Origin of the sequence: Actinomadura kijaniata NBRC 14229 (assembly GCF_001552175.1) — a bacterium.
GTDB classification, from domain to species: domain Bacteria; phylum Actinomycetota; class Actinomycetes; order Streptosporangiales; family Streptosporangiaceae; genus Spirillospora; species Spirillospora kijaniata.
In genome coordinates this window covers 18,278-44,767 of the sequence record NZ_BCQR01000007.1, presented here as the reverse complement: position 1 = coordinate 44,767, position 26,490 = coordinate 18,278, and the positions used below count along the sequence as shown (strand labels likewise).

Genomic DNA, 26,490 nt, shown 5'->3' with positions numbered 1-26,490 from the left:
AGTTCCTTTCGAGCGGTTTCCCACCAATGTGACGGCGGACACTGGATCTGACAAATGGATAGTGTGTATAGGAATGATCCACCGAACGAATAGCACGAGGCAGGGTGGTATGCAGCTCGCCGGACTCGACCTGAATCTGCTGGTGGCGCTGCGGGCGTTGCTGGCCGAACGCAACGTCACCCGCGCCGGGGCCGCCATCGGCCTCAGCCAGCCCGCCACCAGCGCCGCGCTGGCGCGGCTGCGCCGCCACTTCGGCGACGAGCTGCTGGTGCGGGTGCGCGGCGGCTACGAGCTGACGCCGCTGGCGGCGGCGCTGGTCGAGCCGGTGGAGACCGCCGCCGCAATGCTGGAGCGGGTGTTCACCGCCCAGCCCGGCTTCGACCCGCCGACCGCGCGGCGCGAGTTCACGCTCCGCAGCTCCGACTACGCCCTGGCGGTGCTCGCCGAGCCCCTGGCGCGGACGCTGCGCGCCGAGGCCCCGCACGTGCGGCTGCGGCTGCGGCAGTTCGGCCCCGCCGACGTGGAGGAGATCGACACCACGCTGCGGACCTGCGACGGGCTGCTGATGCCGCACGGGTTCCTCACCGACCACCCGGCGGTGGACCTGTTCACCGACACCTGGGTGTGCATGGTCGCCGCCGACCACCCCACGGTCGGCGACCGCCTCACCCTGGCCGAGCTGGCCGAGCTGCCCTGGGTGGACTACCTGAACCGCCCCACCGCCTTCACCCCGGCCTCCTGGCACCTGCGCACGCTCGGCATCGAGCCGCGCGTCGAGGTCGTCACCGAGAGCTTCCAGATCATCCCGTTCCTGGTCGCCGGGACCGACCGCGTGGCGCTGATCCAGGAGCGGCTCGCCGCCCGCTACGCGGGACTGGCGGCGGTCCGCGTCCTGCCGTGCCCGTTCGACGTGGTGCCGCTGGTGGAGGCCATGTGGTGGCACCCGGTGCACACCCGCGACGCCGGGCACGCGTGGCTGCGGGAGGTCATGGCGCGGGTCGGCCACATGATCGCCGACGCCGGGTGAGACACCGGGCGGGACGGCGGGTGGTCAGCGCCCGGCCAGCAGGTCCTCGAACGGGACCACCGGCTCGTCGAACGGGTCCGCCGGGCGGGCCGGGGCGCGGCCGGCGATCGCGGCGGCCAGTTCCCGGCCCAGCCGGGCGGCCCGCTCGGTCAGCGCCGCGTCGCCCCCGGCGCCGCCCCAGTCCTCCGAGGCGGCGTACACGCCGGTCGGCATGGCGTTCGCGCGCAGGTAGGCGAACAGCGGGCGCATCGCGTAGTCGATGGCCAGCGAGTGCCGCCCGGTGCCGCCGGTCGCGCCCAGCGCCACCGGGACGCCCTCCAGCACGCCCTGCTCCAGCACGTCGAAGAACATCTTGAACAGGCCGCTGTAGGAGGCGTTGAAGACCGGCGTCACCGCGACCAGCCCGTCGGCCGCCGCGACGGCCTCCAGCGCGGCGCGCAGGTCCCCGGTCGGGAACCCGGTGACCGTCGCGTCGGCCAGCGCGCGGGCGTGGTCGCGCAGGTCGACGGTGACGGTCTCCACCTGCTCGCCCGCCTCGCGCAGCGCGTCGGCGGCCGCGTCGGCGAGCCTGTCGGCCAGCATCCGGGTCGTCGACGGCTTGCCGAGCCCGGCGGAGACGACGGCGAGGGCGCGGGTGCTCATCGGGCGACCTCCGTGGTGTCCTTCTCTCGCCTGGCGGCCAGCAGGGAGGCGTGGGTGGGGGCGTCGGGGACGTTCGCCGGGCGGCCGATCGCGAACTCCCTGCGCAGCACCGGCACGACCTCCTCGCCCAGGATCTCGATCTGCTCCAGCACGGTCTCCAGGGGCAGCCCGGCGTGGTCCACCAGGAACAGCTGCCGCTGGTAGTCGCCGAAGTGGTCGCGGAACTTCAGGGTGCGTTCGATGACCTGCGCGGGGCTGCCGACGGTCAGCGGCGTCTCGGCCATGAACTCCTCCAGCGACGGGCCGCCGCCGTACACCGGGGCGTTGTCGAAGTAGGGCCGGAACTCGCGGATCGCGTCCTGGGAGTTCGCGCGCATGAACACCTGGCCGCCCAGCCCGACGATCGCCTGCTCGGCGGTGCCGTGGCCGTAGTGCTCGAAGCGGCGGCGGTACAGGCCGATCAGGCGCTGGAAGTGCTCCTTGGGCCAGAAGATGTTGTTGGCGAAGAACCCGTCGCCGTAGTAGGCGGCCTGCTCGGCGATCTCGGGGCTGCGGATCGAGCCGTGCCACACGAACGGAGGCACGCCGTCCATCGGGCGCGGCGTCGAGGTGAACGACTGGAGCGGGGTGCGGAAGCGCCCCTCCCAGTCCACCACGTCCTCGCGCCACAGCCGGTGCAGCAGCTGGTAGTTCTCGACGGCGAGCGGGATGCCGTCGCGGATGTCCTTGCCGAACCACGGGTAGACCGGGCCGGTGTTGCCGCGTCCCAGCATCAGGTCGACCCGGCCGTCGGCCAGGTGCTGGAGCATCGCGAAGTCCTCGGCGATCTTCACCGGGTCGTTGGTGGTGATCAGCGTGGTCGCGGTCGACAGGACCAGCCGCTCGGTCCGGGCCGCGATGTGGCCGAGCATCGTGGTCGGCGAGGACGGCACGAACGGCTTGTTGTGGTGCTCCCCGGTGGCGAACACGTCGAGCCCGGCCTCCTCGGCCTTGCGCGCGATGGCGACCATGGCCTTGATCCGCTCGTGCTCGGTGGGGGTCCGGCCGGTCGTCGGGTCGGGCGTCACGTCCCCGACGCTGAAGATTCCGAACTGCATGCCCGACATGGCCCGCCTCCGTTGATAGAAGTTTCAACTATCGTACCGAACCACGAGCCCGGGGACGGTATTCCCCTTCGCGGCGGTTTGATCGTTTCCCGCCGGAACCCTACAAAGGGGCATGCCGTTCATCCTGGGCTACCCCGCCGCCGCCACAGCTTCGCGGACGCGCTGCCCTGGCTGATCACCGTCTCGTTCGGCGGGCTGGGGTCGTACCGGTGGTTCCAGTACGCGAGCGGCGTCGGCGGGCTGGCGATCCTGGCGTGGTGGCGGTGGTTCCGCGCCGCGCCGATCGCCCTGCGGGGGCCCGGACGGGCCGTCCGGGCGGGCCTCGCCGACGGTGGCCGCCCTGCTGACGGGCACGGGCCTGGCGGGCACGGGCCTGGCGGGCGCGGTCGTCGGGACGGTCAGCGGCCTGCTGGTCGCGCCGACCCTCTACGCGCCGCTCTTCCCCGCCCTGGCCCGGCGGGTCACTTCCGGGCGTCGCGGATCAGGTCGCGCGTCCGGTCCATGATGGCCGCGAACGGCCCCACCAGCATGTTCTTCGTCGCGCTCTCGGTGCCGGGGTGCGGATGGGTCGGCGCGGTGGCCTCGGCGGCCTTCACCGCGACGGCCATCGCCTTGCGCTGCGCGTCGCTGAACTGGTCGCGCAGCCGCTCGAACTCGTAGCGCTCCTCCGCCCGGGCGTGGGTCAGCACCGCCAGCCGGAGCTGGTCCAGCTTGGCCAGGAAGTCGGGCGCCTCGGTGTCCATGCCGTCGAGCTCGGCGAGCAGCTCCTTGGCCGAGCGCTCCTCGGCCAGCCGGTCGTCGACGATGCCCCCGCCGCCCGGCAGCGAGCGGGCCATCGGATGGACGATCTCCTCCTCGGCCGTCTCGTGCACGGCCAGCAGCCGCACCAGGTCCTGGAACGCCGTGCGGCGCTCCTCGCCCTCGGACACCATCACCAGGCCGAACAGGTCGCGGATCTGGCCGTGCTGCTGGTACAGCAGGTCGATCACGTCGGTGACCGGACGTTCGGAGGTCGGGCTCTTCATGTGCTCCCCCTCAAGGGCTCGGCAGGTCGGCGGCTCACCTACCCCGGGCCCCGACCGCCATGCACAATCCGGGGAAAACCCCGGCCAAGGAGTGCCCTTGATTGTCCGTATGTCGTGCACGGGCAATCGGTGGGGGTAGGCGGGTGAGAGGGCCGCCGTTCTGGGTAGGGCGTGCTCCCCCGTCATCGTGAGGAGAGACCAACACATGTCCTTCAACCCGCTGGAGCACAAGGGCATCCCGCTGGAGCGGCAGGTCCGCAACTGGCGCGAACTCGACGTCACCCCGGTCGACCCGGACCGCTCCGACCCGTACACCAAGTGCCGCATCATCACGATGAACGGCATCGAGGTCGAAGCCGTCATGTTCAGCCACCACTTCAACCGGGTCTGTCCCGACCCCGAGGTCAAGCGGCAGCTCGCCGAGGTGCGCTTCACCGAACAGCAGCAGCAGAAGGTCGTCAACTGGCTGCTGCCGGGCCAGGCGTCGATCCTGGAGACCACCATCTCCTACGAGCAGGTCGCGGTGGACCTCACCGCGTGGGTCGCCCGCATGGAGCCCGACCCCTACCTCAAGCAGGCCTACGAGTTCGGCGTCCTGGAGGACTTCGACCACCTGTACCGGTACGCCAACCTGTACGAGATGATCGAGCACCGCCAGGCCGAGAAGATCGTCGACGGGCTCACCGAGGTGATGCCGGGCCGGCCCACGATCGTGGAGCACCGGCACCCGGCCGACAACGTGCGCGACCCCTACGACCGCGCCAAGGCCGACCCGCTGTCCAAGCTGCACGCCCTGACGGTCATGTCGGCCGAGCAGCAGACGATGAACTTCTACATGACCGTCGGCCCGCAGTACATGGAGCCGATCGCGCGCCAGCTCTACCAGGAGATCGGCCTCATCGAGGAGGAGCACGTCACGCACTACGAGTCGCTGGTCGACCCCGGCGAGACCTGGTGGGAGCGCCTGGTCAACCACGAGTACAACGAGTGCTACATGTACCACTCGTTCATGGAGACCGAGAGCGACCCGAAGGTGAAGGCGATCTGGGAGCTCCACCTCAACATGGAGCTGGAGCACCTGCGCATCGCCTGCGACCTGATGCGCCGCCACGACGGCCGCGACCCCGAGAGCGTCCTGGCGCCGCAGCTCCCGCCGCCGGTCACCTTCGAGCCCAACAAGGAGTACCTGCGCCACCTGCTGGCCACCCAGATCGACCTGACCACGCTCGGCGCCGGCTACGTCCGCGAGGCCCACGAGCGGTTCGAGAAGATGCAGGAGGCGATCCACGGCGGCGAGAAGCCCCCGTCCGAGCGCGTCATCGACATGCACCGCGAGAAGTTCGGCCAGGAGTACCGGCACCAGACCGACGGCCAGCACCCGGTGGAGAGCCTGCGCGAGGTGCGCGTCTCCCAGGACTGACCGGCCGGATCACCCGTTCCTTCCGCGCGGTCGGGCCGGTCACCCGGCCGCGCGACGCGCGATGTTGCGGGGCATCCTCCCGAAGATGAACCCGTGCAGCGGGGAGATGCCCCACCAGTACAGGTGGCCCAGCAGCCCGTGCGGATGGAAGATCGCACGCTGGGCGTAGACGCTGCCGCCGTCCCGGCCGGGGCGGACCGACAGCTCCAGCCAGGCCAGGCCCGGCAGCCGCATCTCGGCGCGCAGCCGCAGCAGGCGGCCGGGCTCCAGGGCCTCCACCCGCCAGAAGTCCAGCGCGTCGCCGACCCGCAGCCGGGCCGGGTCGCGGCGGCCCCGGCGCAGGCCGACGCCGCCGAACAGCCGGTCCAGCGCCCCGCGCGCCCGCCAGGCGACCGGGAGCGAGTACCAGCCGTTGTCGCCGCCGATGCCCTCGACGACCCGCCAGACCGCCTCGGGCGGCGCGGCGACGGGGCGTTCGCGCTCGTCGGTGTAGAGGACGCCGCCCGCCCAGTCGGGGTCGGTGGGCAGCGGGTCGCTGGGCGTGCCGGCGGTGGAGGCCGACGACCAGCGGGTGGCGACGTCGGCCTCGCGGATGCGCTTCAGGGCCAGCTCCACCGCGCGGTCGAAGCCGGTCAGGCCGCCCGGCGGGTCGGGGACGTACCCGGCGATGTCGTGCTCGCGGCAGACGACCTCGCTGGTCAGCGACTCCACCAGCGGGCGGGCCAGCGCGCCGGGCACCGGGGTGATGAGGCCGACCCACAGGCTGGACACCTCGGGCGACAGCACCGGGACCGGCAGCACGACCCGGCGCGGCAGGCCCGCGGCGGCCGCGTACCGCAGCATCATGTCGCGGTAGGTCAGCACGTCCGGGCCCCCGATGTCGAAGGCGCGGCTGACCTCCGGTGGCAGCGCCGCCGCGCCGACCAGGTAGTGCAGCACGTCGCGGATGGCGATCGGCTGGATGCGCGAGTGGACCCAGCGCGGGGTCACCATGACGGGCAGCCGCTCGGTGAGGTAGCGCAGCATCTCGAACGACGCCGAGCCCGACCCGATGATGACGCCGGCGCGCAGCACGGCCGTCGGCGTCCCCGAGTCGAGCAGGATCCGGGCGACCTCGGCGCGCGAGCGCATGTGCCGTGACATCCGGCCGCCCGAGTACAGGCCGCCCAGGTAGACGACGCGCTCCACCCCGGCCGCCTTGGCGGCGGCGGCGAAGTTGTGCGCGGCGGTGCGGTCGCGTTCGGCGAAGTCGCCGTCCCCGCCCATCGCGTGGACCAGGTAGTAGGCGACGTCCACGCCGTCCAGGGCCGCGCGCAGCGAGTCGGCGTCCAGCACGTCGGCGCGGACGCTGTCCACCTCGCCCGCCCACGGATGGTCGCGCAGGCGGTCGGGGTGGCGCGCCATGCAGCGCACCCGGTGCCCGGCGGACAGCAGTTCGGGGACGAGACGGCCGCCGATGTAGCCGGTGGCGCCGGTGACCAGGCAGGTACGTGCGTTCACGCAGGGCCGGTACCCCGAAGTGATCGGTTGGACACTCCCAGGGAGGCCAGCAGCCATTCATGGGCGAGGCCGAGGCTGAGCCGGTCGCCGGTGACGCGGGCCGCCAGCCGCCAGTAGCGGTCGAGGCGCGGGTCCTGGTCGAGGGTGAGCTCGGCGTGCAGGTGGCGGCGGAACTCCGGGGTGTCCCTGCCGCCGCGCACCTCCGCGTGCGCGGCGACCAGGCGGTCCAGGGCCGTGCCCGGGGCCGGCGGCGCCCCGGCCGCCAGGGCGGGGACCGCCAGCCGCCACGCCTCGCCGACGCCCTCCATCAGGGCCTCCTCGTCGGAGATCGCCCGGGCGTTGACGCGGCCGCGGGCGCGCACCCGCCGCACCAGCGCCGGGTCGGCGGCCAGGGCGACCATCTCGGCGTAGGCGACGACCTGGCCGGGTGTCGGGTCGGCGGGCGGGTCGGGGACCGCCAGCGCGACGAAGCCGTCGAGGTAGCGCCCGCCGATCGGCGCGACGATCACCGAGTGCCAGAACCCCACCAGCGCGTCGCGGGCGGCCGCGCCGTTCTCGGCGGCGGCCAGCAGGTCCAGGCGGGCGGCGCGTTCGGCGGGACCGGCCTCCTCGACGGCGCGCAGGGTGGCGTGCCGCCAGGCCAGCGCCGACAGCTCCACCTCCAGCGCGGCGCGTTCGGCCGCGACCGCCTCGGCGAGGGAGCGCTCGCCGTCCAGGACCCCGGCGATGGCGGCCAGGCCGAGGCCGAGGGCGCGCAGCCGCCGGATCGTGCGCAGCCGCTCCACCGCCGAGGGGTCGAAGCGGCGGTGGCCCCCGCCGCTGCGGCCCACCGGGAGCAGCCCCTCGTCGCAGTAGAACCGGACGGTGCGCACCGGCAGCCCGGCCCGGGCCGCCAGCTCCCCGATGCTCAGCGTGGTCTCGCTCACAGTGTCTTGAACCTCCACCCGGGTGGAACCCCTACGGTACGGGCGAGTCGGAGAACGCGTGAGGAGACACCCATGAAGCATCCCGACGCGAGCATCCTCGCGGTGTGGCTGCACGAGCAGACGGCGGCGTTCGCGGCGGCGGCCGAGGGGCCGGGCCTCGACACGTGGGTGCCGACCTGCCCGGAGTGGCGGATGCGGGACCTGGTCGAACACGTCGGGCGCGCGCACCGCTGGGCCGTGGAGCTGGTGGCGTCTGGGTCCAAGGAGATGCCGCCGCAGCCGGAGGTGACCCTTCCCGCCACCCCCGGCGAACGCACCGGCTGGCTGGTGGAGGGCGCCGAACGGCTGGTCGAGGCGGTCGAGCGGGTCGGCCCGGACACGCCGGTCTGGTCGTTCCTGGGGCGGCGGACGCCGACGTTCTGGCTGCGGCGGATGCTGCACGACACCACCGTCCACCACGCCGACGCCGCGCTCACCGCGGGGATCGAATACCGACCCGACCCCGCGCTGGCGGCCGACACCCTCACCGAGGGTCTGGAGCTCATGGCCGCCGTGGTGGAGTCGGGGATCAACCCGACGCTCGCCGAACTGCGGGGCGACGGCGAGACGCTGGCGTTCGTCCCCGACGAGACCGGCGTCGAGGGATGGGTCGTCACGCGGACGCCGGACGGACTGACCTGGACGCGGGGGCGCGGGGACGCGCAGGTCACGGTCGCCGGGCCGATGGCGTCCCTGCTGCTGGTGTTCAGCCGCCGGACCAGGCCCGACGACGCCGCGGGCGTGCGGGTCACCGGGCGGCGGCCACTTCTGGACCACTGGTGGGAACGGACCGCGTTCGGCTGAAAAAATGATCTTCCGTACGGCCTCGTGAAGGAGGTACCGCACTGTGAGCCTCGCCTACGCCCTCGCCCTGGCACCCGGCGGCGACGGCGGATTCCACGCCCCCGACACCGAGATCTTCCGCTGGGGGCCGCTGTTCCCCGACGGGCCCAGCTGGCTGCGCTGGTTCACCAAGCCCGTGCTGCTGATCGCGCTGTCGGCGGCGCTCGTCGTGGCGTTCTACCGGATCGCGTTCCGCGCGCCCCGGCTCGTGCCGCGCGGCATGCAGAACCTCGGGGAGGTCGCCTACCTGTTCGTGCGCGACCAGATCGCCCGGCCCATGATCGGCAAGGACGGCGACCGGTGGATGCCGTTCCTGCTGTCGGTGTTCTCGTTCGTGCTGGTCATGAACCTCATGGGCGTGGTGCCGGTGCTCCAGCTCCCGGCCACCTCGCACTTCGCGATGCCCCTGCTGCTGGCGCTGGTCGTGTACGGGCTGTACCTGACCCTGAGCATCCGCGTCCAGGGGTTCACCGGCTACTTCCGCAACGTGATGTTCCCGCCCGGGCAGCCCGCGTGGATGTACTTCATCTACTCCCCCATCGAGCTGCTCCAGCACCTGGTGCTGCGCCCGGCCACGCACTCGATCCGGCTGTTCGCCAACATGTTCGCCGGGCACCTGCTGATCGCGTTCTTCGCGTCGGTGGCCTGGTGGTTCCTGTTCGAGAAACTGTCGGCCGCCGGGGTCGGCGTCGGGATCGTCGGCGCGCTGATGACCGTCGTCATCACCGCGTTCGAGATCTTCGTGCAGGCGCTCCAGGCGTACATCTTCACGCTGCTGGCGGCGTCCTACATCGGCGGCGCCCTCAACCCCGACCACTGAGTCCCGACCACTGAGTCCCGACCACTGGGCGCGCGGCGGACGGGCGGGGCGTCGAGCTCGCCGCGCGCCGCCTGGCCGCCGGCTGATCCGCGCGGGTCAGCGCCACACGATCGACGGTGTCAGGTCGTCGCGCGCCACCCGCGCGACCAGCCCCTCGTAGACGAACACCGCCGGGCGGGTCTGGCTGGGACGCGCCCGCCAGATCTCCCCGACGGCGCCCGGCCCCGCCGACAGCAGGGCCTCCGACAGGGCGCGCAGCGCGCTCGGCTTGCTGCGGCTCACCCCGCACGGGCCCAGCCCGCCGTCCCCGGCCGGCAGGTCCTGCACCTCCCACGCGAAACACGCGGCGGGCACCGCCCGTCGATCCGTCTCCATGGCCATCGTCTCCCCCCAGAGCGAAACCGTCAGAGTTCCGAAAATAGGACGAGGGGGCCCGGCGGCGCATGCGTAGACTCCCCCATCCGCATACCTATCCCGCCCGTCCGGCGAACCACTCGGCGATCTGCGAACGGGACGAGAAGCGCAGTTTCGCCAAAATATGCTCCACATGGGAGTCGGCGGTGCGCTTGGCGATGACGAGCCGGTCGGCGATCTCCCGGTTGGTCAGGCCGTCGGCGACCAGTTCGGCGATCTGCAGTTCGCGGGGGGTGAGGGACGGCCCGGCCGAGCCGTTCAGCACGGCCGGCGCGGGGCGGTGCGGGCGCTCCCCCAGCGCCTCGGCGACCGCGTCGTCCAGGTCGAGCGCGCGGCCGTCCCGGCAGGCCGCCTCGAACCCCCGCTCGCCGAGCAGGTCCCGGGCCTGCCCGGTGACCAGCTCGCGCAGCATCCCGTGGTGCGGGCCGAACAGCCCCATGCCGGTCGCCGAACGGCAGCGTTCGGCCGCGCCCAGCAGCCGGGCCCCGCCCGCGCCGTCCCCGTCCGCGATCATCGCCGCGCCGAGCAGGTCCAGCGCCAGCGCGATCCCCAGCCGGTCCCGCAGGTCGCGTTTGACGCGCAGCGCCGCGCGCAGGTCCCGTGCCGCGCCGTCGGCGTCGCCGGTCGTCAGCAGCGCGAGCCCGTGCACGCACAGCGCGTAGGAGCGGCACCACTGCTCCCCCGCCTCCCCGGTCGCCGCGACGGTGGCGGCGGAGTGGCCGAGGGCGGCCGGGACGTCCCCGGCGGCCAGGCACGCCTGCGCCAGGAACACCTCCCCGATCGGGACCAGCACGTCGGCGGTGCCCGCCGCCTCGTGCAGCCGCCGCGCCTCGGCCAGCAGCCCGATCGCCTCCTCCGGATGCCCGGAGTACGCCGCGATGGTGCCCCTGACCTGGTGCGCGTAGCCGAGGGCGCGGGTGTCGCCGGCGGCGCGGGCGCGTTCCTCGGCCCGGTCGACCAGGTCGCGGGAGACGGCCAGGTCGTTCTGCACGGCGGCCAGCCACGCCGCCAGGGCCAGCAGCTCGGTCCCGGCGGGGCCGGGCTCGGGCCCGCGTTCGGCCAGCAGCCGGTCGGCCCAGTGCCGGGCCTCGCCGATCAGTCCCTGCAACGCCAGGATGCGGCCCATCCCCAGCGCCGCGCGCGTCATCTGGTCGTCGGAGTCGTGCCGCAGCGCGAACTCGTACTGGGCGCGCAGGTTCGTCTGCTCGCGGTGGGCCCAGTCCAGCCAGTCCCCCTGCTCGCCGGTCGCCAGCGCGTCGGCGGCCCGCCGCACCAGCGCGGCGAACCGGGCGTAGGCGCGAGCCCGGACGCGTTCGGCGTCGCCGAGCCCGGCCAGGCGTTCGGCGCCGTACTCGCGCAGGGTGTCCAGCATCCGGTAGCGGGTCGCGCCGTCGCGTTCCACCCGCAGCACCACCGACTTGGCGACCAGCCCGGCCAGCACGTCGAAGACCTCGGCGACGGGGAGCCCCCCGTCGCCGGTGTGGTCGGTCCCGTCGGTGGCGTCGGCGTCGCAGCACACGTGTTCGGCGGTGGCCAGGTCGAAGTCCCCGGCGAACACCGACAGCCGCGCCCACAGCAGCCGTTCGCCCGGCGTGCACAGCTCGTGGCTCCAGTCGATCGCGGTGCGCAGCGTCTGGTGCCGGGACATCGTGGTGCGGCGGCCCCGGATGCGCAGGATGCGGCTGTCGAGGCGTTGCAGCGTCTCCTCCACCGACAGCGCCCGCAGCTGGACGGCGGCCAGCTCGATCGCCAGCGGGATGCCGTCGAGGCGGTGGCACAGCGCCGCGACGGCGTCCCGGTTGGCGTCGGTGATGCGCCAGCCGGGGACGACGGCGGCGGCGCGGTCGGCGAACAGCCGCGTCGAGTCGCACGGCGCGTCGTCGGCGACGCCGCCGGTGGGGGCCGTCGGGCCGGCGCACGGCAGCGGCGCGACCATCAGCGTGTGCTCGCCCGCGACGTCGAGGGGCTGGCGGCTGGTGGCCAGCACGCGCAGGCCCGGCGCGCTGCGCAGCAGCGCCTCCGCCAGGATCGCGCAGCCGTCCACCAGGTGCTCGCAGGTGTCCAGCACCAGCAGCATCCGCCGGTCGGCCAGATGGGAGACCAGGGTGTCCAGCAGGGCGCCGGGGGCCTGGTCGGGCAGGCCGAGCGCCTCGGCGACGGCCAGCGGCAGCAGCCCCGGGCCGCGCACGGCCGCCAGGTCCACGAAGCACACGCCGTCGGGCATCCGGTCGCGCGCCCGCGCGGCGGCGTGCACCGCCAGCCGCGTCTTGCCGACGCCGCCGGGCCCCATCAGCGTCACCAGGCGGCACCGCTCCAGCAGGCGGCCGACCTCGGTGAGCTCCTCGCGACGGCCGACGAAGCTGGTCAGCTCCGCCGGGAGCCGCCCGGACCGTTGTTCCAGAGTCGTGAGCGCCACGGCCGCCTCATGGTCGCTTGGGGGGGACGTCGCCAGCATCGTACCCGCGCCGGGACCGTTCGCAACGGCCCTATCACGGTGCGTGTCCATCCTCCCCATGAGGACGCTCCGCGTGCCAGGTCGCGATCTGGACACGGGAGGTGAAACCGAGCTTGCCGAGGATGTGCTCGATGTGGGAGTCGACGGTGCGCTTGGAGATGACGAGGCGTTCGGCGATCTCGCGGTTGGACAGGCCGTCGGCGACCAGCGCGGCCACCTCCCGCTCGCGGCGGGTCAGCGCGCGCCGCCCGGCCGGCCGTTCGGGCGCCTCCCCCAGCGCCTCGGCGACGGCCCCGGCGGTGTCCAGCGACCGCCCGGCGGTGAACGCCGCCGTGAACGCGGCGTCGCCGAGCCCGTCCCGCGCGAACTTCTCGAAGAACGCGCGCAGCTGCGCGTGCTGGCGGCCGAACAGCGCCGTGCCGATGAAGGTCCGCAGCCGGTCGCCCGCCCCGAACAGCCGGACGCCCGCGCCGAACGCGCCCGTCCCGATCAGGCAGGCGCCGGTGATGTCGAGGGCCAGCGCGACCCCGAGCCGGTCCTCCAGCTCGTCCTTGACGGCCAGCCCGGCGCGCACGTGCGGCAGCGCGGCGGCCGGGTCCCCGGCGAGCAGGTGCGCCAGCGCCCGCATGCACAGGCCGTAGGACAGGCACCACTGCTCGCCGCTGTCCTCGGCCTCGCGCACGATCGCGGCGGCGTGGCGTTCGCCCTCCTCGGTGTCGCCCGCCAGCGAGCACGCCGCCGACAGGAACACCCGGGCGATCGGCACCAGCACGTCGCGGGAGCCCGCGGCCCCGTGCAGCCGCCCCGCCTCGGCCAACAGCCGCGCCGCCTCGGCCATCCGGTCGGAGTACAGCTCGATCGTGCCCTGCACCTGGCGCACGTAGGCCAGCCCGGCCGGGTCGTCCCCGGCGCGGTCGGCGGCCCGCCCGACCATCCCGCGTCCTTCGTCCAGGTCGTCCTGGAGGGTGGCCAGCAGCCCGCCGAGGGCCAGCGCCTCGGCGGCGCACGTCTGGTCCGGCGCGGCGATGGCCAGCAGGCGGCGCAGCCAGTGCCGCGCCTCGCCGATGAGGCCCTGCAACGCCAGGATGCGGCAGAAGCCGAGGAACACCGGGTACAGGTCGGAGCCGTGGCCGTCGCGCAGGGCGTGGTCGAGCACGGCGCGGACGTTGGCCTGCTCGTCGCGGAACCAGCGCAGCCAGCCGGGCTGGGCGGCGGTGGCCAGCTCCTCGCGGGCCCGGTGGATCTGGCCGGTGAACCAGTCGAACGCGCGTTCCCGCGTCCGCTCGCGCTGGCCGAGTTCGGCCAGGCGTTCGGCGCCGTACTCACGGAGCGTGTCCAGCATCCGGTAGCGGGCGTCGCCGTCGCGTTCCACCCGCAGCACCACCGACTTGGCGACCAGCCCGGCCAGCGTGTCCAGGACGTGTTCGGCGGGCAGCTCCCCGCCGTCGGCGTCGTCGCGGCACACGTGCTCGGCGCTCTCCAGGTCGAAGTCCCCGGCGAACACCGACAGCCGCGCCCACAGCAGCCGTTCCGGCGGCGTGCACAGCTCGTGGCTCCAGTCGATCGCGGTGCGCAGCGTCCGGTGGCGGGGCAGCGAGGTGCGGCGGCCCCGGGCGAGGACGAGACGGTCGCCGAAGCGGTCCAGGAGCTGCTCGACCGACAGCGCCCGCAGCTGGACGGCGGCCAGCTCGATCGCCAGCGGGATGCCGTCGAGGCGGTGGCACAGCAGCGCGACGGCGTCCCGGTTGGCGTCGGTGATGCGCCAGCCGGGGACGACGGCGGCGGCGCGGTCGGCGAACAGCTCCATCGACTCGCACGGCCCGGCGGGCGCCTCGGGGCACGACAGCGGCGCGACCACCACCGTGTGCTCGCCCGGCACCTCCAGCGGCTGGCGGCCGGTGGCCAGCACCAGCAGGCCGGGGGCGCTGCGCAGCAGCGTCTCGCTCAGCAGGGCGACGGCGTCGACCAGGTGCTCGCAGGTGTCCAGCACCAGCAGCATCCGCCGGTCGGCCAGATGGGCGATCAGCACGTCGAGCGCGGCGGCCGGTTCCTGGTCGAGCAGTTCCAAGCGTTCGGCGACGGTCTGGGCGAGCAGCGCGGGGTCGCGCAGCGAGCCGAGGTCGACGAAGCGGACCCCGTCCGGCAGGCCGTCGCCGACATGGACGGCGGCGCGCAGGGCCAGGCGGGTCTTGCCGACCCCGCCGGGCCCGGTCAGCGTCACCAGGCGGCACCGGGTGAAGAGGCGGGCGATCTCGTCGAGTTCCGCGCGGCGCCCGACGAAGCTGGTCAGCTCCGCCGGGAGCCGCCCCGACCTGTGTTCCAGGCTGGCCAGCGACACCTCGGCCTCTCAGCGGGAGGGGAAGGACTCCGCTGCATCGTACCTCCGGTGCACGGTCCGGATCGGCACCGTCACGCGGCGCGCGCTTCGCGCAGCGGGACACCGGCCGGGGCGGGCGGGGCGGGCTCGGCCAGCAGGCGGCCGGAGAGGACGCCGCGCAGCGTGCGGGACGCGGCGACCGCCCACGCGACGGTCAGCAGCAGGAACAGCGCGGCGGCCACGGCGGTGAGCGCGGTCAGGCCGGTGCGCCGGGCCAGCGCGGCGGCGCCGGTGACGCAGGTCCCGACCGGGAACGTGTAGGCCCACCAGGTCATCGCGAACGGCATCCCGCCGCGCAGCGCCCGCGCGTTCGCCAGGCCCGCGACGGCCAGCCACAGCAGCGCGAACCCCAGCACCGGCACCCCGTACAGCACGGCGAACGCGCGCATCGCGGCGGCGTGCGCGGGCGCGGCGGCCCCGGCGGCGTCGGCGAGCTGGTTCACGGCGGTGGTGGACTGGCCGAGCGGGCCCAGGACCAGGAACAGGGTGGGGGTGAGGGTGACGGGGGCCAGGGGGTCGCGGACCAGGCGGGTCCACACGCCCGGCAGCAGCGTCAGCGTGGCCAGCAGGCTCATCCCGAACATCGCGTAGCAGCCGTACAGCATCGTCGCGCGCGCCTCGCCCGGGGGCAGGTGCGGGACCAGCGCGGGGCCGAGGGCGGCGGCGACCATCGGCGCGACGACCGGCAGCAGCCGGGTCGGGTCCGAGGCGCCGGGGTGGCCGCTGTGCCGGGAGGTCATCAGGTACGGGACCACGACGGCGACGGCCAGGGAGTAGAGCGTTCCCGTGGTCCACAGGGCGAGGTCGAGGGCGACGGCGAGGCGTTCGCCCAGGACGGCGGGGCCGATGACGAGGGTGCCGTGGCCGACGGCGAGCAGCGCCATCGGCGGGCAGCCGTAGAAGACGGCGGTGGAGGGCTCGTCCAGCAGGTGGGCGCGGGCGACGTCGCGGTGGCGCAGCAGGTGCGCGGCGCGGGCGGCGGCGACGGCGGCGAGGGCGGCCAGCGACAGCAGCCACACCGCGACCGCGAAGGCGTTCCGGCCGGGGAGGTCGACGGGGAGGGCGTGGGCGGCGTTGGCCACGATGGCGGTGCCCATGACGCTGGCGTACCAGTTGGGGCCGATCCCGCGGCAGGAACGGGTGATGCTCATGGTCCCCAGGCTGGCCCGCGGGCGGGCGGGCCGGTAGAGGTCATCACCCTATGCCGTCATAAGCTGGCCTTATGAGTGTGGCGCGTCGCGTCCCCGATCTCGGGGCCCTGGAACTGCTGCTGGCGGTCGTGCGGCTGGGCAGCGTCGGGCGGGCGGCGGCCGAGCTGGGCGTCACCCAGCCCGCCGCCAGCGCGCGGATCCGGGCGATGGAGCGGCAGGTCGGGGTGGCGCTGCTGGAGCGGTCGCCGCGCGGCTCGCGGCCCACCGAGGCCGGGGCGCTGGTGGCCGGGTGGGCGCAGCAGGTGGTCGACGCGGCGCACGCGCTGGACGCCGGGATCGGGGCGCTGCGCGGGCGCCGCGACGGGCGGCTGCGGGTGGTGGCGAGCCTGACGGTGGCCGAGTACCTGATCCCGGGGTGGCTGGTGGCGCTGCGCGAGGCGCACCCGGAGGTGACGGTGACGCTGCGGCCCGCCAACTCCGCGGCGGTCGCCGACGCGGTGCGCGGCGGCGAGGCCGACCTGGGGTTCGTGGAGGGCGTGCGCACCCCGTCCGGGCTGGGCGGGACGGTGGTGGGGTCCGACCGGCTGGTCGTGGTCGTCGCGCCCCGGCACCGCTGGGCCCGGCGCCGGGGCGGGGTGACGGCGGCGGAGCTGGCGGCGACGCCGCTGATCCTGCGGGAGGAGGGGTCGGGCACCCGCGAGGTGCTGGACCGGGCGCTGGCCGCGCACGGCGGGGCGGCCCCGCCGCGCCTGCAACTGGGCTCGACGACCGCGCTGAAGGCGGCGGCGGTGTCGGGGGCGGGCCCGGTGGTGGTGAGCGAGCTGGCGGTGGCCGACGAGGTGGCGGGCGGGCGGCTGGTGGTCGTTCCGGTCCCCGACCTGGACCTGAGCCGTCCCCTGCGCGCCGTCTGGCCCCGGGGCGGCCGTCCCGCGGGGCCCGCCCGCGACCTGCTGGCCCTCGTCCGGTCGGGGGAACGCGCCCTCTGAGCGCCCGCCCGTGATCCCCGCGCGCCGACCCAGGGTGTCCGTCAGGCGGCCAGGACGGCCTGGATCTCCAGCTGGATGGCGATCGTGTCGCCGAGCACGACCTTGTCGCCCTGGAGCGGGAGGTTGAACTCGATGCCGAAGTCGCCGCGGCTGATCACGGCGGTCGCGGTGAAGCCGGCGCGGATGCCGCCCCAGGGGTCGGGGCTGACGCCGTGGTACTCGGCCAGCAGGCGGACGGGACGGGACACCCCCTTGATCGCCAGGTCGCCGTCCACGTGGTAGCGGGGCGCGCGGGCGCGGCGGCCGATGGCGGCGCGCCCGACGCCGCGGGAGGTGAACGTCATCACCGGGAAGCGCTCGACGTCCAGGAAGTCGGCGGAGCGGACGTGGGCGTCGCGCTCGGCGTTGCGGGTGTCGATGGAGGCCATCCGGATGTCGGCGCGGGCGGTCGAGGCCGGCGCCTCCCGCGCGACCTCGATCTCGCCGGAGAAGTCGGTGAAGCTGCCGCGCACGGTCGTCATCAGATGGCGGATGGTGAAGGTGATCTCCGAGTGGGCGGGGTCCACGGTCCATCGCCCGGCCACCAGTCCGGGCAGCCCGGTCTCCAGAGTCACATTCCCCCCAAAAGTCACAAAAGCTGACAGACCAGCAGAATCTACCCGAGGGCGCGGGCCGTCCCGGCCATCTCCGGAGCGCTCCCGCCCAGGTCAGCCCGTTGCGCGGGGGAGGCCGGCGGCCCACGGCGGTGCGAAGCGCCGTCGAAGGGGAATGACACCGACCATGATCGGAGAACACGTTCTGGTCGGGTACGTCCCCGACCCCGGAGGCAGGGAGGCGCTGGACCTGGCGCGCACGGTCGTCGCCCACACCGGCGGGCGGCTCACCGTCGCCCACGTCCACCCGCCCGACCGGCTCGCCGCCGCGGGCGAGGCGCACGCCCTGCTGGAGCAGGCCGCCGAGCTGCTGGCCGACCAGCCCGCCGAGTACACCGTCCAGGAGGGCCGCAGCGTGGGGCGGGGCCTGTCGTCGCTGGCCGGGAAGGTCGGCGCGGACCTGATCGTGGTGGGCTCCCCGCCGGGCGGGGCGCGCGGCCGCATCGCCGTCAGCGCGACCGGCGACCACCTGCTGCACTCGGCGCCCGAGGCGGTGATGCTGGCCCCGGCGGGCCACCGCCCCACCGAGGAGGGCCTGACCCGGATCTCGGTGATGTACGTGCAGCGGCCGCAGGCCGACGAGGCGGTCGCCCGCGCGGCGGTGGCGGCGGTGACGCTCGGCGTCCCGCTGCGGCTGGTCACCCTGGCGATCGGCGACGTCTCCACCGGACGGCTGCGCGACGACCTGGCGCTGGCGATCCGGCTGGCCCAGGAGTCCTCCGGCCTGCCGCCCGAGAGCGTCACCGCCGAACTCGGCGAGGGCGACGACGTGGCCGCCGCGCTGGCCGACGTCCCCTGGTCCGAGGGCGAGATCCTGGTGTGCGCCAGCAGCGAGGACGCCGCCGCGCACCGGGTGTTCCTCGGCGAGGTCGCCCTCAAGGTGCTGCGGGCCGCGCCGTGCCCGGTGACGGTCCTCCCCCGGGGCTACTCCTGACCACCGGGGGACTATCGCCCTACTAGTCCGTATCGACCACTTCTCGCGGGACGACTTGTCACTCGTTCTTTACCTCGGCTAGATTCTCGCGTGATCGGAACGTGACCTTGAAACGGGGTCACGTTTCTCATGGTCGGGCGCACCCGTCCGCACCAGGCACGCCCCGGGGAGTACGTCAGTGGACCCGATTGGTCAGAAGCTGCTCGAAGTCGCCAAAGGCCAGCTCGGCTACACCGAGAAGAGCGACGGCTACACCAAGTTCGGCGACTGGTACGCCGAGAACGTCGACGGCGACAACGACGAGTACTTCAAGACCGCCCCCTGGTGCGACATGTTCCTGGCCTGGGCCGCCGACAAGGCCGGGGTCGCCGACGAGGCCGGGCAGTTCGCCTCGACGATCCTGCACGCCAAGTGGTTCGACGAGCAGGACGCGTTCGGCGACGACCCCGAGCCCGGCGCGCTGGTGTTCTTCGACTGGAACGGCTCCAACGACATCGACCAGATCGACCATGTCGGCATCGTCGAGAAGGTCGTCGGCAAGAAGATCCACACGATCGAGGCCAACGCCGACGGCTACAAGCTGACCCGCAAGGTCCGTTCCATGGACCAGATCGTCGGCTTCGGATACCCCGGCAAGATCGCCGAGGTGAAGAGCGCGGCCGAGAAGAAGTACGTGCCCAAGCACGCCGCGCCCGCCCCCGGCGTCGAGGCGCTGACCGGCGCGACCCCGGCCACCGGCGTCCGGACCGTCCAGCAGCAGCACAAGCCCGCGCCCGAGATGGTCATCCCGCACGAGGAGGCGCTGCTCGGCGGGCTGCTGGCGTTCTTCCTGTGCGGCACGTTCGCGCTCGCGTTCGGCAAGGCCGCCGCCGCCAAGACGCCCACCACCCCGCCCATCCGGGTCCGCAAGCGCGGCAAGCACCACCGCCCCGCCGCCCCGGTCCTGCTGCCCGCCGACATGACCCCCGCCGACCTGGCCGCCGCCGAGGGCGAGACCACGATCATGCCCGCGCTGTCGCTGGCCGCCGCCCACGAGGCCGAGGACCGCGAGTTCTGGGGCCGCATCGCCCACCTCCAGGAGGACGAGGAGCTGGCGTTCTGGGACGACCTGCACGCCGAGTCCACCCTCGTCGGCCGGGGCACCAAGCAGCCCGAGCAGCCCGAACGGCCCAGGGACTCCCACGCCGTCCCCAGCGTTTTCGCGAGCGGCCCCAACATCGGCTAAAGTTGAACCTGCGCGACGGGGCGAGCCCCGGAGCCAAGCGGAAGTGGCTCAGTTGGTAGAGCATCACCTTGCCAAGGTGAGGGTCGCGGGTTCGAATCCCGTCTTCCGCTCGCGAGTTGGGCCATCGTGGTCGACGCAGCCGCGTCTTCCCCGGTGGCCCGCGGTGTCTTCTGGGGGGCGACCCCCAGACCCCCGGGTTGGGGGCCCGCCCCCAAGCCCCCGTCGGGGCACAGCCCCTGAACCCCTCGGGGCCACGCCCCTGAACCCCCGGGCCACGCCCCTGAACCCCCGCCTGCGGACGAGCCGTCCTGGCCGAAAGCCGCTCGTCCGTTTCCAAGATCCTTCGTAGCCCCCGACCTTGAGGCCCGGGTCGTGGAGTACGCATCCACTCCGGAAGTCCGCTAAAGTTGAGCCTGCGCGACGGGGGAAACCCCGGAAGCCAAGCGGAAGTGGCTCAGTTGGTAGAGCATCACCTTGCCAAGGTGAGGGTCGCGGGTTCGAATCCCGTCTTCCGCTCTGAGGAGGGGCCTGGCCCCACTCGGTGGAGTGGCCGAGAGGCGAGGCAACGGCCTGCAAAGCCGTGTACACGGGTTCAAATCCCGTCTCCACCTCGACATCCCGCGAGGGAACGTCACGGGCGATTAGCTCAGTGGGAGAGCGCTACCTTGACACGGTAGAGGTCACTGGTTCAATCCCAGTATCGCCCACCACATCCGGAAGGCCCGGTCCGTATGGACCGGGCCTTCCGGCGTCTGTCAGGGGCTCACCTCGACCAGTTCGACCTCCATCAGGTCGGCCAGGGCCCGCAGGTCGGCGATGCGGTGGCCGGTGCACAGGGCCCAGTGGTGGGAGATGCCGGTGGCGCTCCAGGCGTCGGTCCACTCCCCCGGGTCGCAGCCGAAGTCGACCCGGGAGGTGGTGTTGCCGATCCTCATGAGCGGCCCGTCGACGACGGCGCCCTCGGACGCGACGAACCCGTAGCGGCCGTCGCGGCGCTGGACGATCCCGAACGCGGTGACCGGCCCGTGCCTGACGTCGAACTCCACCGACACGCCGTAGCCGCGCTTGCCGTGGTAGACGCCCAGGCCGCGCAGCAGCGGGCGGCGGGCCGAGATCGCCAGGTGCGCGGGCCCGTCGTGCCCCATCTCGACATGGCCGCGCCGGAAGTCCAGGGCCTGCAGCTCGGTGAACGAGCCGCCCCCGCCCAGCCGGTCGGCGACCAGCATCGCCAGCGAGGTGCGCAGCTCGTACTCCCCCGCCGCCGGGATCCCGCGCGCGGTGAGCAGCGAGGCGCCGAGGATCATCCCGGCGCCCAGCCGCTCGTGCACCTCGCCGTCCAGCCCGCGGTGGTAGTAGGCGAGGCTGTCCAGCCCGAAGTCCTCGACCAGGCGGTCCAGCCCGACCGAGACCCGGGCCGCCCAGGCCAGGTCGTCGTCGTCCACCGAGCCGTCCAGCTCGAAGATCTCCGCCGCCCGGTCCGTGCGGGCCCGGACCTCGGCGTCGGTGACCTTCTCCACCCGGACCCTCAGGTCGTCGAACTCCAGGACCTCGACGTGGCCGCCGAAGTTGGCGCTGACCAGGGTCAGGTCGGTGGAGACGTCCAGCATCCCCGGGTAGAGGTGCCCCATCAGGCCGTGGCGGCCGCGGCGCAGCGCGGCCCGCACCCCGGCGGCGCGGACCCAGCGGCCGATCCTCGTCCAGGCCCGCTCGTCCTCCAGGTGGCCGCTGACCGAGCGGAACGGGACGCCGCAGCGCTGGAACGCGTTCGCCATCTCCGGCAGGGGGCAGGCGCCGCAGTAGGCGAGCCACTGCCCGGTGTCGACGGACCCGTGGTCCATCGACTCGGTCGGCTGGAGGTTGATCAGCAGCACCGGCGCGTCGCCGCGCTGGGCGATCGGGACCAGCATCGTCGCGGTCATGTAGGTGGTGAGGAACCCGACGATGAGGTCGCAGCCCGCCGCGCGCAGCTTCTCCGCGGCCGCCGCGCCCTCCTGCGCGTCGGAGATGAACCCGACGTCGACCACGTCCGCGCCCAGTTCCCGCATGCGCGCCGACACCCGGTCGGCGGACCTGCGGAGCCGCGGCAGCAGGTCGGGGAACTGCGGCCAGTACGCGCCCAGGCCCCCGGCGACGAGGCCGACCCTGACGCGCGGCGCGGTGACGCGGTCGAGCGGGAGTTCGGTGGGGACGGTCATGGTGCCCTCCTCGGACATGGATGCGAACGCTATGCCTCCCGCACGCCCGGCCTGCGGTCCTCGACCACGAAGCTGGCGCGGGTGGTGACCGGCGCGCCCGGCCTGGTCACGTACGGCAGCACGCGGAAGTCGGTGCGCCACCGCTGCCGGTCGACGTTGATCCTCAGGTAGCCGCGCTGGGCGTTGAAGAACTTCATGTGCGGGTTGGCCGACAGGAACGTGCGGCCGAGGGCGTCGATGTCGGCCCCGTCGCCGCCGCTGGTGACCGACGTGCCGACGAACTCCGAGCCCACGGTCGGCGAGTCGGGGTCGTCGTGGTCGCGCTTGAGGTCGACGGCGTAGTTCTGGTGCCGGTCGCCGCTGACCACAACGAGGTTGCGGACGCCGAGGTCGTGCGCGGCCGCCAGGAGGCGGTTGCGCTCGCCGGCGTACCCGTCCCACGGGTCCACCCAGACGTCCTTGCCCGGTCCCGGGTCCCAGTCGGTCTCCGCCATCGGCATCTGGTTGCCCAGGATGTGCCAGCGGGCGCGCGAGGTGCGGAAGCCGTTCAGCAGCCAGCGCCGCTGCTGGTCGCCCAGCACGGTGCGGGCGGCGTCGAAGCGCTCGTCGCAGTCGCGCGTGCGGCCCGTGCCGTTGCCGTAGGAGCAGGCCTGGATGTCCCGGTGGCCCCGGGTGTCCAGCATGGTGAAGTCGGCGAGCCGGCCGTAGGAGATCCTGCGGTGCAGCCGGATGTCGGGGCCGGACGGCAGCTGCGAGCGGCGCAGCGGCAGGTTCTCGTAGAACGCCTGGAACGCCGCCGCCTTGCGCCGCGCGAACTCGGCCGGGTCCGGATTCGGGTGGCGGCCCATGATGACCGTGTCGTCGGCCCAGTCGTTCACCACCTCGTGGTCGTCGAGGGTGTGGATCCACGGGACGGCGGCGTGCGCCCTCTGGAGCGGCGCCTCGGCCTTGTAGAGGGAGTACTGCAACCGGTAGCGGGCCAGGTCGAACGTCTCGGTGGTGAACTGCGGGCCCGGCACCGGCACGCCGCGCCGGTTCTTGGCGGGGATCTCGTACTCGTAGATGTAGTCGCCGAGGTGGACGATCAGGTCGAGGTCCTCCTCGGCCATGTGGTCGTAGGCGGTGTAGAAGCCGTCCTGCCAGGCCTGGCAGGAGGCGACCGCGAAGTTCAGCCGGCGCGGCTGGGAGGTCGCCGGCGGCATCGTGAGGGTCCGGCCCGAGGGGGAGATCTCCCCGGCCACGCGGAACCGGTAGAAGTACTCGTGGCCCGGCCGGAGCCCGGCGATCTCGAGGTGGACCGAGTGGCCGAGCTCCGGCGTCGCCACCGCCGCCCCGCGCCGGACGACGTGGCGGAACCGCTCGTCGCGGGCGACCTCGTACTCGACCCGGACGCGGCGGTCGGGCATCCCGCCCCGGCCGTCGGGGGCGAACGGCTCGGGCGCCAGCCTCGTCCACAGCACGAAGCCGTCGGGCGACGGGTCGCCCGAGGCGACGCCGAGCGTGAACAGGCCCGCCTTCCGCAGCGTGTAGGCGTGGGCGGCCGACGCGCCCAGGGCGCCGGTGCCGAGCATGACCGCCGCCGCGCCGGCCCCGCCGGCCCCGAGGAACCGGCGCCGCGACACCTTGTCGTCGTTCGGAGTCATCTGAACACTTCCCTTCAGGGGGCGGCGGGCGTGGACGCCGGAGCCGGTGAAGCGGATGTCCTCGTGGGTGGGTCCGGCCGGGCCGGTGATCTCGGGGGCGGGCCGGGGGCGTGGTCGAGCGGGGAGGGAACCGTCCACGCACCACTCCGATCACGGATCAATGTGTGAACGTAACTTTCAAAATGTGAAATGAGCGTAGGGGCGGCCCCGAACGGCGTCAAGATCCTCGGAGGCGGCGGCGTCCGGGGCTCGGCGCGACGGGCCGGGACGGTCCAGGACCCGGGGAGACGGGAAGGCGTACACGCCTTACGGGAAAGCCGCTGCTCGCGCCGCATGTCGCCGCGCCGCCCGGTCGGCGACGGCGCGCCCGGACGGAGGAGCCCCCTTCGCGTCACGGCTCCCGGATTTACCAACTGGTAGTGTTAACTTACACCGCCAGTCATCGCGTCAAGGGGTCCTCTTCACCGCCTCCGGACCAGCGGAGTGACGGCGGTCGTCCACCGGCCCGCCGCCGCCCGGCCACGAGAGGATCGCAGCATGACCAAGGACAGCAGCGTCCGGCGCGGGCCCGACGTGCGCCGCCAGGCCATCACCGACCACGTCCTCTCGGCGGGCTCGGTCACCGCGGGCGAGCTGGCCGAGCGGTTCGGCGTGAGCCTCATGACGATCCACCGGGACCTGGACGAGCTGGAGCGGCAGGGCATCGTCCGCAAGTACCGGGGCGGGGTCACCGCGCAGCCGTCCGCGGTGTTCGAGAGCAACGTCGCCTACCGCATGAAGTCCATGCAGCCCGCCAAGGACGCCATCGCCGGGAAGGCCGCCGAGATGGTGGAGCCGGGCATGGCGGTGATGCTCGACGACTCCACCACCACCCTGGCGCTGGCCCGCCGCCTCGGCGCCGTCACCCCGCTGACGGTGATCACCAACTTCCTGGAGACCACCAACCTGCTGGCCCGCGAGCGCGGCATCCGGCTGATGGCGCTGGGCGGGGAGTACGACGCGCTGCACGACTCCTTCCTGGGGGTCTCCTGCGTGGACGCCATCGCGGCGCTCCAGGTCGACCTGTGCTTCGTGTCGACCTCGGCCGTCTCCGGCGGGTTCGCCTACCACCAGGAGCAGCACATCGTGTCGGTCAAGCGGGCCATGCTGGAGGCCGCCGCGCGCCGGGTGCTGCTGGTGGACCACTCCAAGCTCGGCCGGGTCGCGCTGCACAGGGTGGCGCCGCTGTCGGTGTTCGACCGCGTCATCGTCGACGACGGCGCGGGCGCCGAGGCGCTGCGGGAGCTGGACGAGCACAAGGTCGCCTACGAGGTCGCCGCCACCTGAGCGGGACGGGACGGCCACGGGCGCCGGGACGACGCCGGGGCACCGTTTCGTAACGTTAGATCTGTTCTCATCGCACCGCCGCCGTCGTCCGGGCCGTAGCGCCGCGATCACCGTTCACCGGCTGTTTCCACACCCCTCAACGCCTTGCGACCAGGGACGATGCGCCAGCAGGGCCCGGATTCGGGCTGCCCTCCCCCGACTTCCCGGCAGCGCCGAAAGCCGTCGAAGCGTGATCCTCCTAACATCTTGACACCCCAAATTGGTATCTCTACGCTCCTTCTCACACTCGCGGGTGTTAACTCACGGTCAATTGATGTAGGGATCGGAGCGGCTCATGACCGGCCACCCCACGACGACGCCGATGCCCCATCACCCGCGTCACCAGCCGCCCGGTGAGCACCCGGCCGACCCCGAGGCCGCCGGTCCGTCCCGCCCGCGGTGCTCGTGACGGCCCCGGGCCGCAGACACCATCGCGGCACAGGGCCGCGGTTTCGAGGAGGACTCATGACATCGTCGTCCGGACCGGCGGCCCTCAGCCGCCGCGGATTCCTTGGCCTGACCGGCGGCGTCGCCGCCATGGGCGCGCTCGCGGCCTGCGGCGGGACGTCCGGCGGGGGCGGGGGCGGCGGAACGCTGCGCCTGGTCGCCGTCGCCGACCAGCAGAAGCCGCTGGAACTGCTGCTCAAGGACTACGCCAAGAGCAGGTTCAACGCCTCGTACGCCCCCACCGACCAGGTGCAGACCTCGGTGCGCACCCAGCTCGGCGCGGGCAACGCCCCCGACGTGCACGTGGTGTACCCCGGCGACGGCTCGGCGATGAGCATGGCGCAGATCGCCCAGGCCGGGCTGCTGGCCGACCTGAGCGACCAGGCCTGGACCAAGCGCATCCCGGAGGGGCTGCGGCCCGCGTTCCAGAAGAACGGCAAGACGTTCCTCTACTCGGCCGGGTCCAGCGTCATCGGCGCCGTCTACAACAAGAAGGTCTTCCAGGAGGCGGACGTCGAGCCGCCCACCACCTGGAGCGGGTTCCTGGAGGTCTGCGAGAAGATCAAGAAGAAGGGCAAGGTGCCGATCGCGCTGGGCGCCCAGACCCAGTGGGTCACCCAGCTCATCACCTACGCCCTGGTGCCCTCCACCGTCTACGCCAAGAACCCCCGGTTCGACGAGCAGATGCGGGCGGGCTCGGCCAGCTTCGCGAACTCGGGCTGGACGGACGCACTGGAGATGTACCTGGAGCTGCAGAAGCGCGGGTACTTCAACGACAACCCCAACGGCACCACCTTCGAGCAGCAGACCTCGATGGTCGCCACCGGCAAGGCCGCGATGGCGATCCAGGTGTCGGCGGTGCTGCCCGACTTCCGCAAGGCCGCCACCAGCGCCGACGACCTGGACATGTTCCCGGTGCCCGGCGCCGACGACGCGGGCGGGGTCTGGATCCCGGCGGGCGTGGTGGTCGGGCTCGGCGTCAGCGCGCGCGGGAAGAACGCCGACGCGGCCAAGGCGTTCATGGAGTTCCTCGGCGAGCAGCGGAACATGAACCGCTGGGCCGAGGCCGTCGCGTGCGTGCCGCTCAGCCGTGACGCCGACTCCAGGATCGATCCGGCGCTGAAGTCGTTCCTGCCGTTCATCGACGGGAACAAGGCCGTGCCGTTCATGGACCAGGGCTGGCCGAACGCCGAGGTTCAGCCCGCCCACTTCGCCGCGGTGCAGGAGCTGCTGGGCGGGCGGACGACGGTGCCCAAGGCGCTGGCGAAGCTGGACGAGACCTACCGGAAGAAGTGAC

At 73.4% G+C, this 26,490-nt stretch carries 21 protein-coding genes and 4 tRNA genes; 13 read left to right on the top strand and 12 right to left on the bottom strand.

The genetic code is table 11. The annotated features are described in order from the left end of the window. Positions 1–109: 109 nt before the first annotated feature. A complete protein-coding gene (locus AKI01S_RS02540; RefSeq protein ID WP_067811852.1) occupies positions 110–1,027 on the top strand; it encodes a LysR family transcriptional regulator in 918 nt (305 codons plus the stop codon). 24 nt (positions 1,028–1,051) lie between these two features. Here the strand turns inward: AKI01S_RS02540 and AKI01S_RS02535 are convergent, their stop codons facing one another. From AKI01S_RS02535 to AKI01S_RS02525, 3 genes are all read right to left on the bottom strand, one after another. Then, the gene (locus AKI01S_RS02535; RefSeq protein ID WP_067811850.1) at positions 1,052–1,669 is read right to left on the bottom strand and encodes a CE1759 family FMN reductase; all 618 of its coding nucleotides are present in this window, start codon (positions 1,667–1,669) and stop codon (positions 1,052–1,054) included. Next, positions 1,666–2,766, bottom strand: a complete 1,101-nt coding sequence (locus AKI01S_RS02530) for an LLM class flavin-dependent oxidoreductase (protein WP_067811993.1) — start codon at positions 2,764–2,766, stop codon at positions 1,666–1,668. The genes AKI01S_RS02535 and AKI01S_RS02530 overlap by 4 nt, the downstream gene beginning before the upstream one ends. A 470-nt stretch (positions 2,767–3,236) precedes the next feature. Next, positions 3,237–3,800 (bottom strand): hemerythrin domain-containing protein, encoded by a 564-nt coding sequence (locus tag AKI01S_RS02525; protein WP_067811848.1) that lies wholly within the window; start codon positions 3,798–3,800, stop codon positions 3,237–3,239. Positions 3,801–4,005: 205 nt separating this feature from the next. Between AKI01S_RS02525 and AKI01S_RS02520 the strand changes: the two genes are divergently transcribed. After that, positions 4,006–5,220, top strand: a complete 1,215-nt coding sequence (locus AKI01S_RS02520) for a hypothetical protein (RefSeq protein WP_067811846.1) — start codon at positions 4,006–4,008, stop codon at positions 5,218–5,220. Positions 5,221–5,259: 39 nt separating this feature from the next. Here the strand turns inward: AKI01S_RS02520 and AKI01S_RS02515 are convergent, their stop codons facing one another. Together AKI01S_RS02515 and AKI01S_RS02510 are read right to left on the bottom strand one after the other, a co-directional pair. Continuing rightward, a complete protein-coding gene (locus AKI01S_RS02515) occupies positions 5,260–6,720 on the bottom strand; it encodes an SDR family oxidoreductase (RefSeq protein WP_067811844.1) in 1,461 nt (486 codons plus the stop codon). After that, on the bottom strand, positions 6,717–7,646 hold the full coding sequence (locus tag AKI01S_RS02510) for a MerR family transcriptional regulator (protein WP_067811843.1): 930 nt from the start codon (positions 7,644–7,646) through the stop codon (positions 6,717–6,719). Before AKI01S_RS02510 ends, AKI01S_RS02515 begins: the two co-directional genes overlap by 4 nt. A gap of 72 nt (positions 7,647–7,718) precedes the next feature. Between AKI01S_RS02510 and AKI01S_RS02505 the strand changes: the two genes are divergently transcribed. Together AKI01S_RS02505 and atpB are read left to right on the top strand one after the other, a co-directional pair. After that, on the top strand, positions 7,719–8,489 hold the full coding sequence (locus AKI01S_RS02505) for a maleylpyruvate isomerase family mycothiol-dependent enzyme (protein WP_067811842.1): 771 nt from the start codon (positions 7,719–7,721) through the stop codon (positions 8,487–8,489). A gap of 43 nt (positions 8,490–8,532) precedes the next feature. Further along, positions 8,533–9,348, top strand: coding sequence for a F0F1 ATP synthase subunit A (gene atpB, locus AKI01S_RS02500; RefSeq protein ID WP_067811841.1), 816 nt, complete (start codon positions 8,533–8,535; stop codon positions 9,346–9,348). 96 nt (positions 9,349–9,444) lie between these two features. Here the strand turns inward: atpB and AKI01S_RS02495 are convergent, their stop codons facing one another. The 4 genes from AKI01S_RS02495 to AKI01S_RS02480 form a co-directional block, all read right to left on the bottom strand. Beyond that, the gene (locus AKI01S_RS02495; protein WP_157419613.1) at positions 9,445–9,723 is read right to left on the bottom strand and encodes a hypothetical protein; all 279 of its coding nucleotides are present in this window, start codon (positions 9,721–9,723) and stop codon (positions 9,445–9,447) included. Between the two features lie 94 nt (positions 9,724–9,817). Then, complete coding sequence (locus tag AKI01S_RS02490) at positions 9,818–12,178, bottom strand: ATP-binding protein (RefSeq protein WP_067811837.1); 2,361 nt, start codon at positions 12,176–12,178, stop codon at positions 9,818–9,820. A 73-nt stretch (positions 12,179–12,251) separates the two neighbouring features. After that, positions 12,252–14,555 (bottom strand): LuxR C-terminal-related transcriptional regulator, encoded by a 2,304-nt coding sequence (locus AKI01S_RS02485; RefSeq protein ID WP_067811835.1) that lies wholly within the window; start codon positions 14,553–14,555, stop codon positions 12,252–12,254. Positions 14,556–14,626: 71 nt separating this feature from the next. Beyond that, positions 14,627–15,745, bottom strand: coding sequence for a TDT family transporter (locus AKI01S_RS02480; RefSeq protein WP_067811833.1), 1,119 nt, complete (start codon positions 15,743–15,745; stop codon positions 14,627–14,629). Positions 15,746–15,816: 71 nt separating this feature from the next. Here AKI01S_RS02480 and AKI01S_RS02475 point away from each other — a divergent pair, with 71 nt between their 5' ends. Continuing rightward, the gene (locus AKI01S_RS02475) at positions 15,817–16,731 is read left to right on the top strand and encodes a LysR family transcriptional regulator (RefSeq protein WP_067811826.1); all 915 of its coding nucleotides are present in this window, start codon (positions 15,817–15,819) and stop codon (positions 16,729–16,731) included. A 41-nt stretch (positions 16,732–16,772) separates the two neighbouring features. Here AKI01S_RS02475 and AKI01S_RS02470 read toward each other — a convergent pair whose 3' ends face one another. Next, on the bottom strand, positions 16,773–17,345 hold the full coding sequence (locus AKI01S_RS02470) for a YceI family protein (protein ID WP_067811824.1): 573 nt from the start codon (positions 17,343–17,345) through the stop codon (positions 16,773–16,775). A gap of 166 nt (positions 17,346–17,511) precedes the next feature. Between AKI01S_RS02470 and AKI01S_RS02465 the strand changes: the two genes are divergently transcribed. From AKI01S_RS02465 to AKI01S_RS02440, 6 genes are all read left to right on the top strand, one after another. Continuing rightward, positions 17,512–18,318: a universal stress protein gene (locus tag AKI01S_RS02465; RefSeq protein WP_067811822.1), complete on the top strand. Its 807-nt coding sequence runs from the start codon at positions 17,512–17,514 to the stop codon at positions 18,316–18,318. Between the two features lie 178 nt (positions 18,319–18,496). Next, positions 18,497–19,543 (top strand): CHAP domain-containing protein, encoded by a 1,047-nt coding sequence (locus AKI01S_RS02460; RefSeq protein ID WP_067811820.1) that lies wholly within the window; start codon positions 18,497–18,499, stop codon positions 19,541–19,543. Between the two features lie 37 nt (positions 19,544–19,580). Further along, positions 19,581–19,653, top strand: a tRNA-Gly gene (locus AKI01S_RS02455). Between the two features lie 333 nt (positions 19,654–19,986). Continuing rightward, positions 19,987–20,059 (top strand) — tRNA-Gly (locus tag AKI01S_RS02450). 24 nt (positions 20,060–20,083) lie between these two features. Beyond that, positions 20,084–20,154, top strand: a tRNA-Cys gene (locus AKI01S_RS02445). A 24-nt stretch (positions 20,155–20,178) separates the two neighbouring features. Next, positions 20,179–20,253 (top strand) — tRNA-Val (locus tag AKI01S_RS02440). 45 nt (positions 20,254–20,298) lie between these two features. Here the strand turns inward: AKI01S_RS02440 and AKI01S_RS02435 are convergent. Then, positions 20,299–21,756 carry an L-fucose/L-arabinose isomerase family protein gene (locus tag AKI01S_RS02435; protein WP_245681449.1) on the bottom strand — a complete coding sequence of 486 codons (1,458 nt, stop codon included), beginning with the start codon at positions 21,754–21,756 and terminating at the stop codon, positions 20,299–20,301. Between the two features lie 11 nt (positions 21,757–21,767). Then, positions 21,768–23,519, bottom strand: coding sequence for an alkaline phosphatase D family protein (locus AKI01S_RS02430; protein WP_245681448.1), 1,752 nt, complete (start codon positions 23,517–23,519; stop codon positions 21,768–21,770). A 399-nt stretch (positions 23,520–23,918) separates the two neighbouring features. On the opposite strand from AKI01S_RS02430, the gene AKI01S_RS02425 reads away from it, so the two are divergent. Together AKI01S_RS02425 and AKI01S_RS02420 are read left to right on the top strand one after the other, a co-directional pair. Continuing rightward, positions 23,919–24,707, top strand: coding sequence for a DeoR/GlpR family DNA-binding transcription regulator (locus AKI01S_RS02425; RefSeq protein ID WP_067811813.1), 789 nt, complete (start codon positions 23,919–23,921; stop codon positions 24,705–24,707). Between the two features lie 504 nt (positions 24,708–25,211). Further along, a complete protein-coding gene (locus AKI01S_RS02420) occupies positions 25,212–26,489 on the top strand; it encodes an ABC transporter substrate-binding protein (RefSeq protein ID WP_067811811.1) in 1,278 nt (425 codons plus the stop codon). Position 26,490 lies beyond the last annotated feature (1 nt).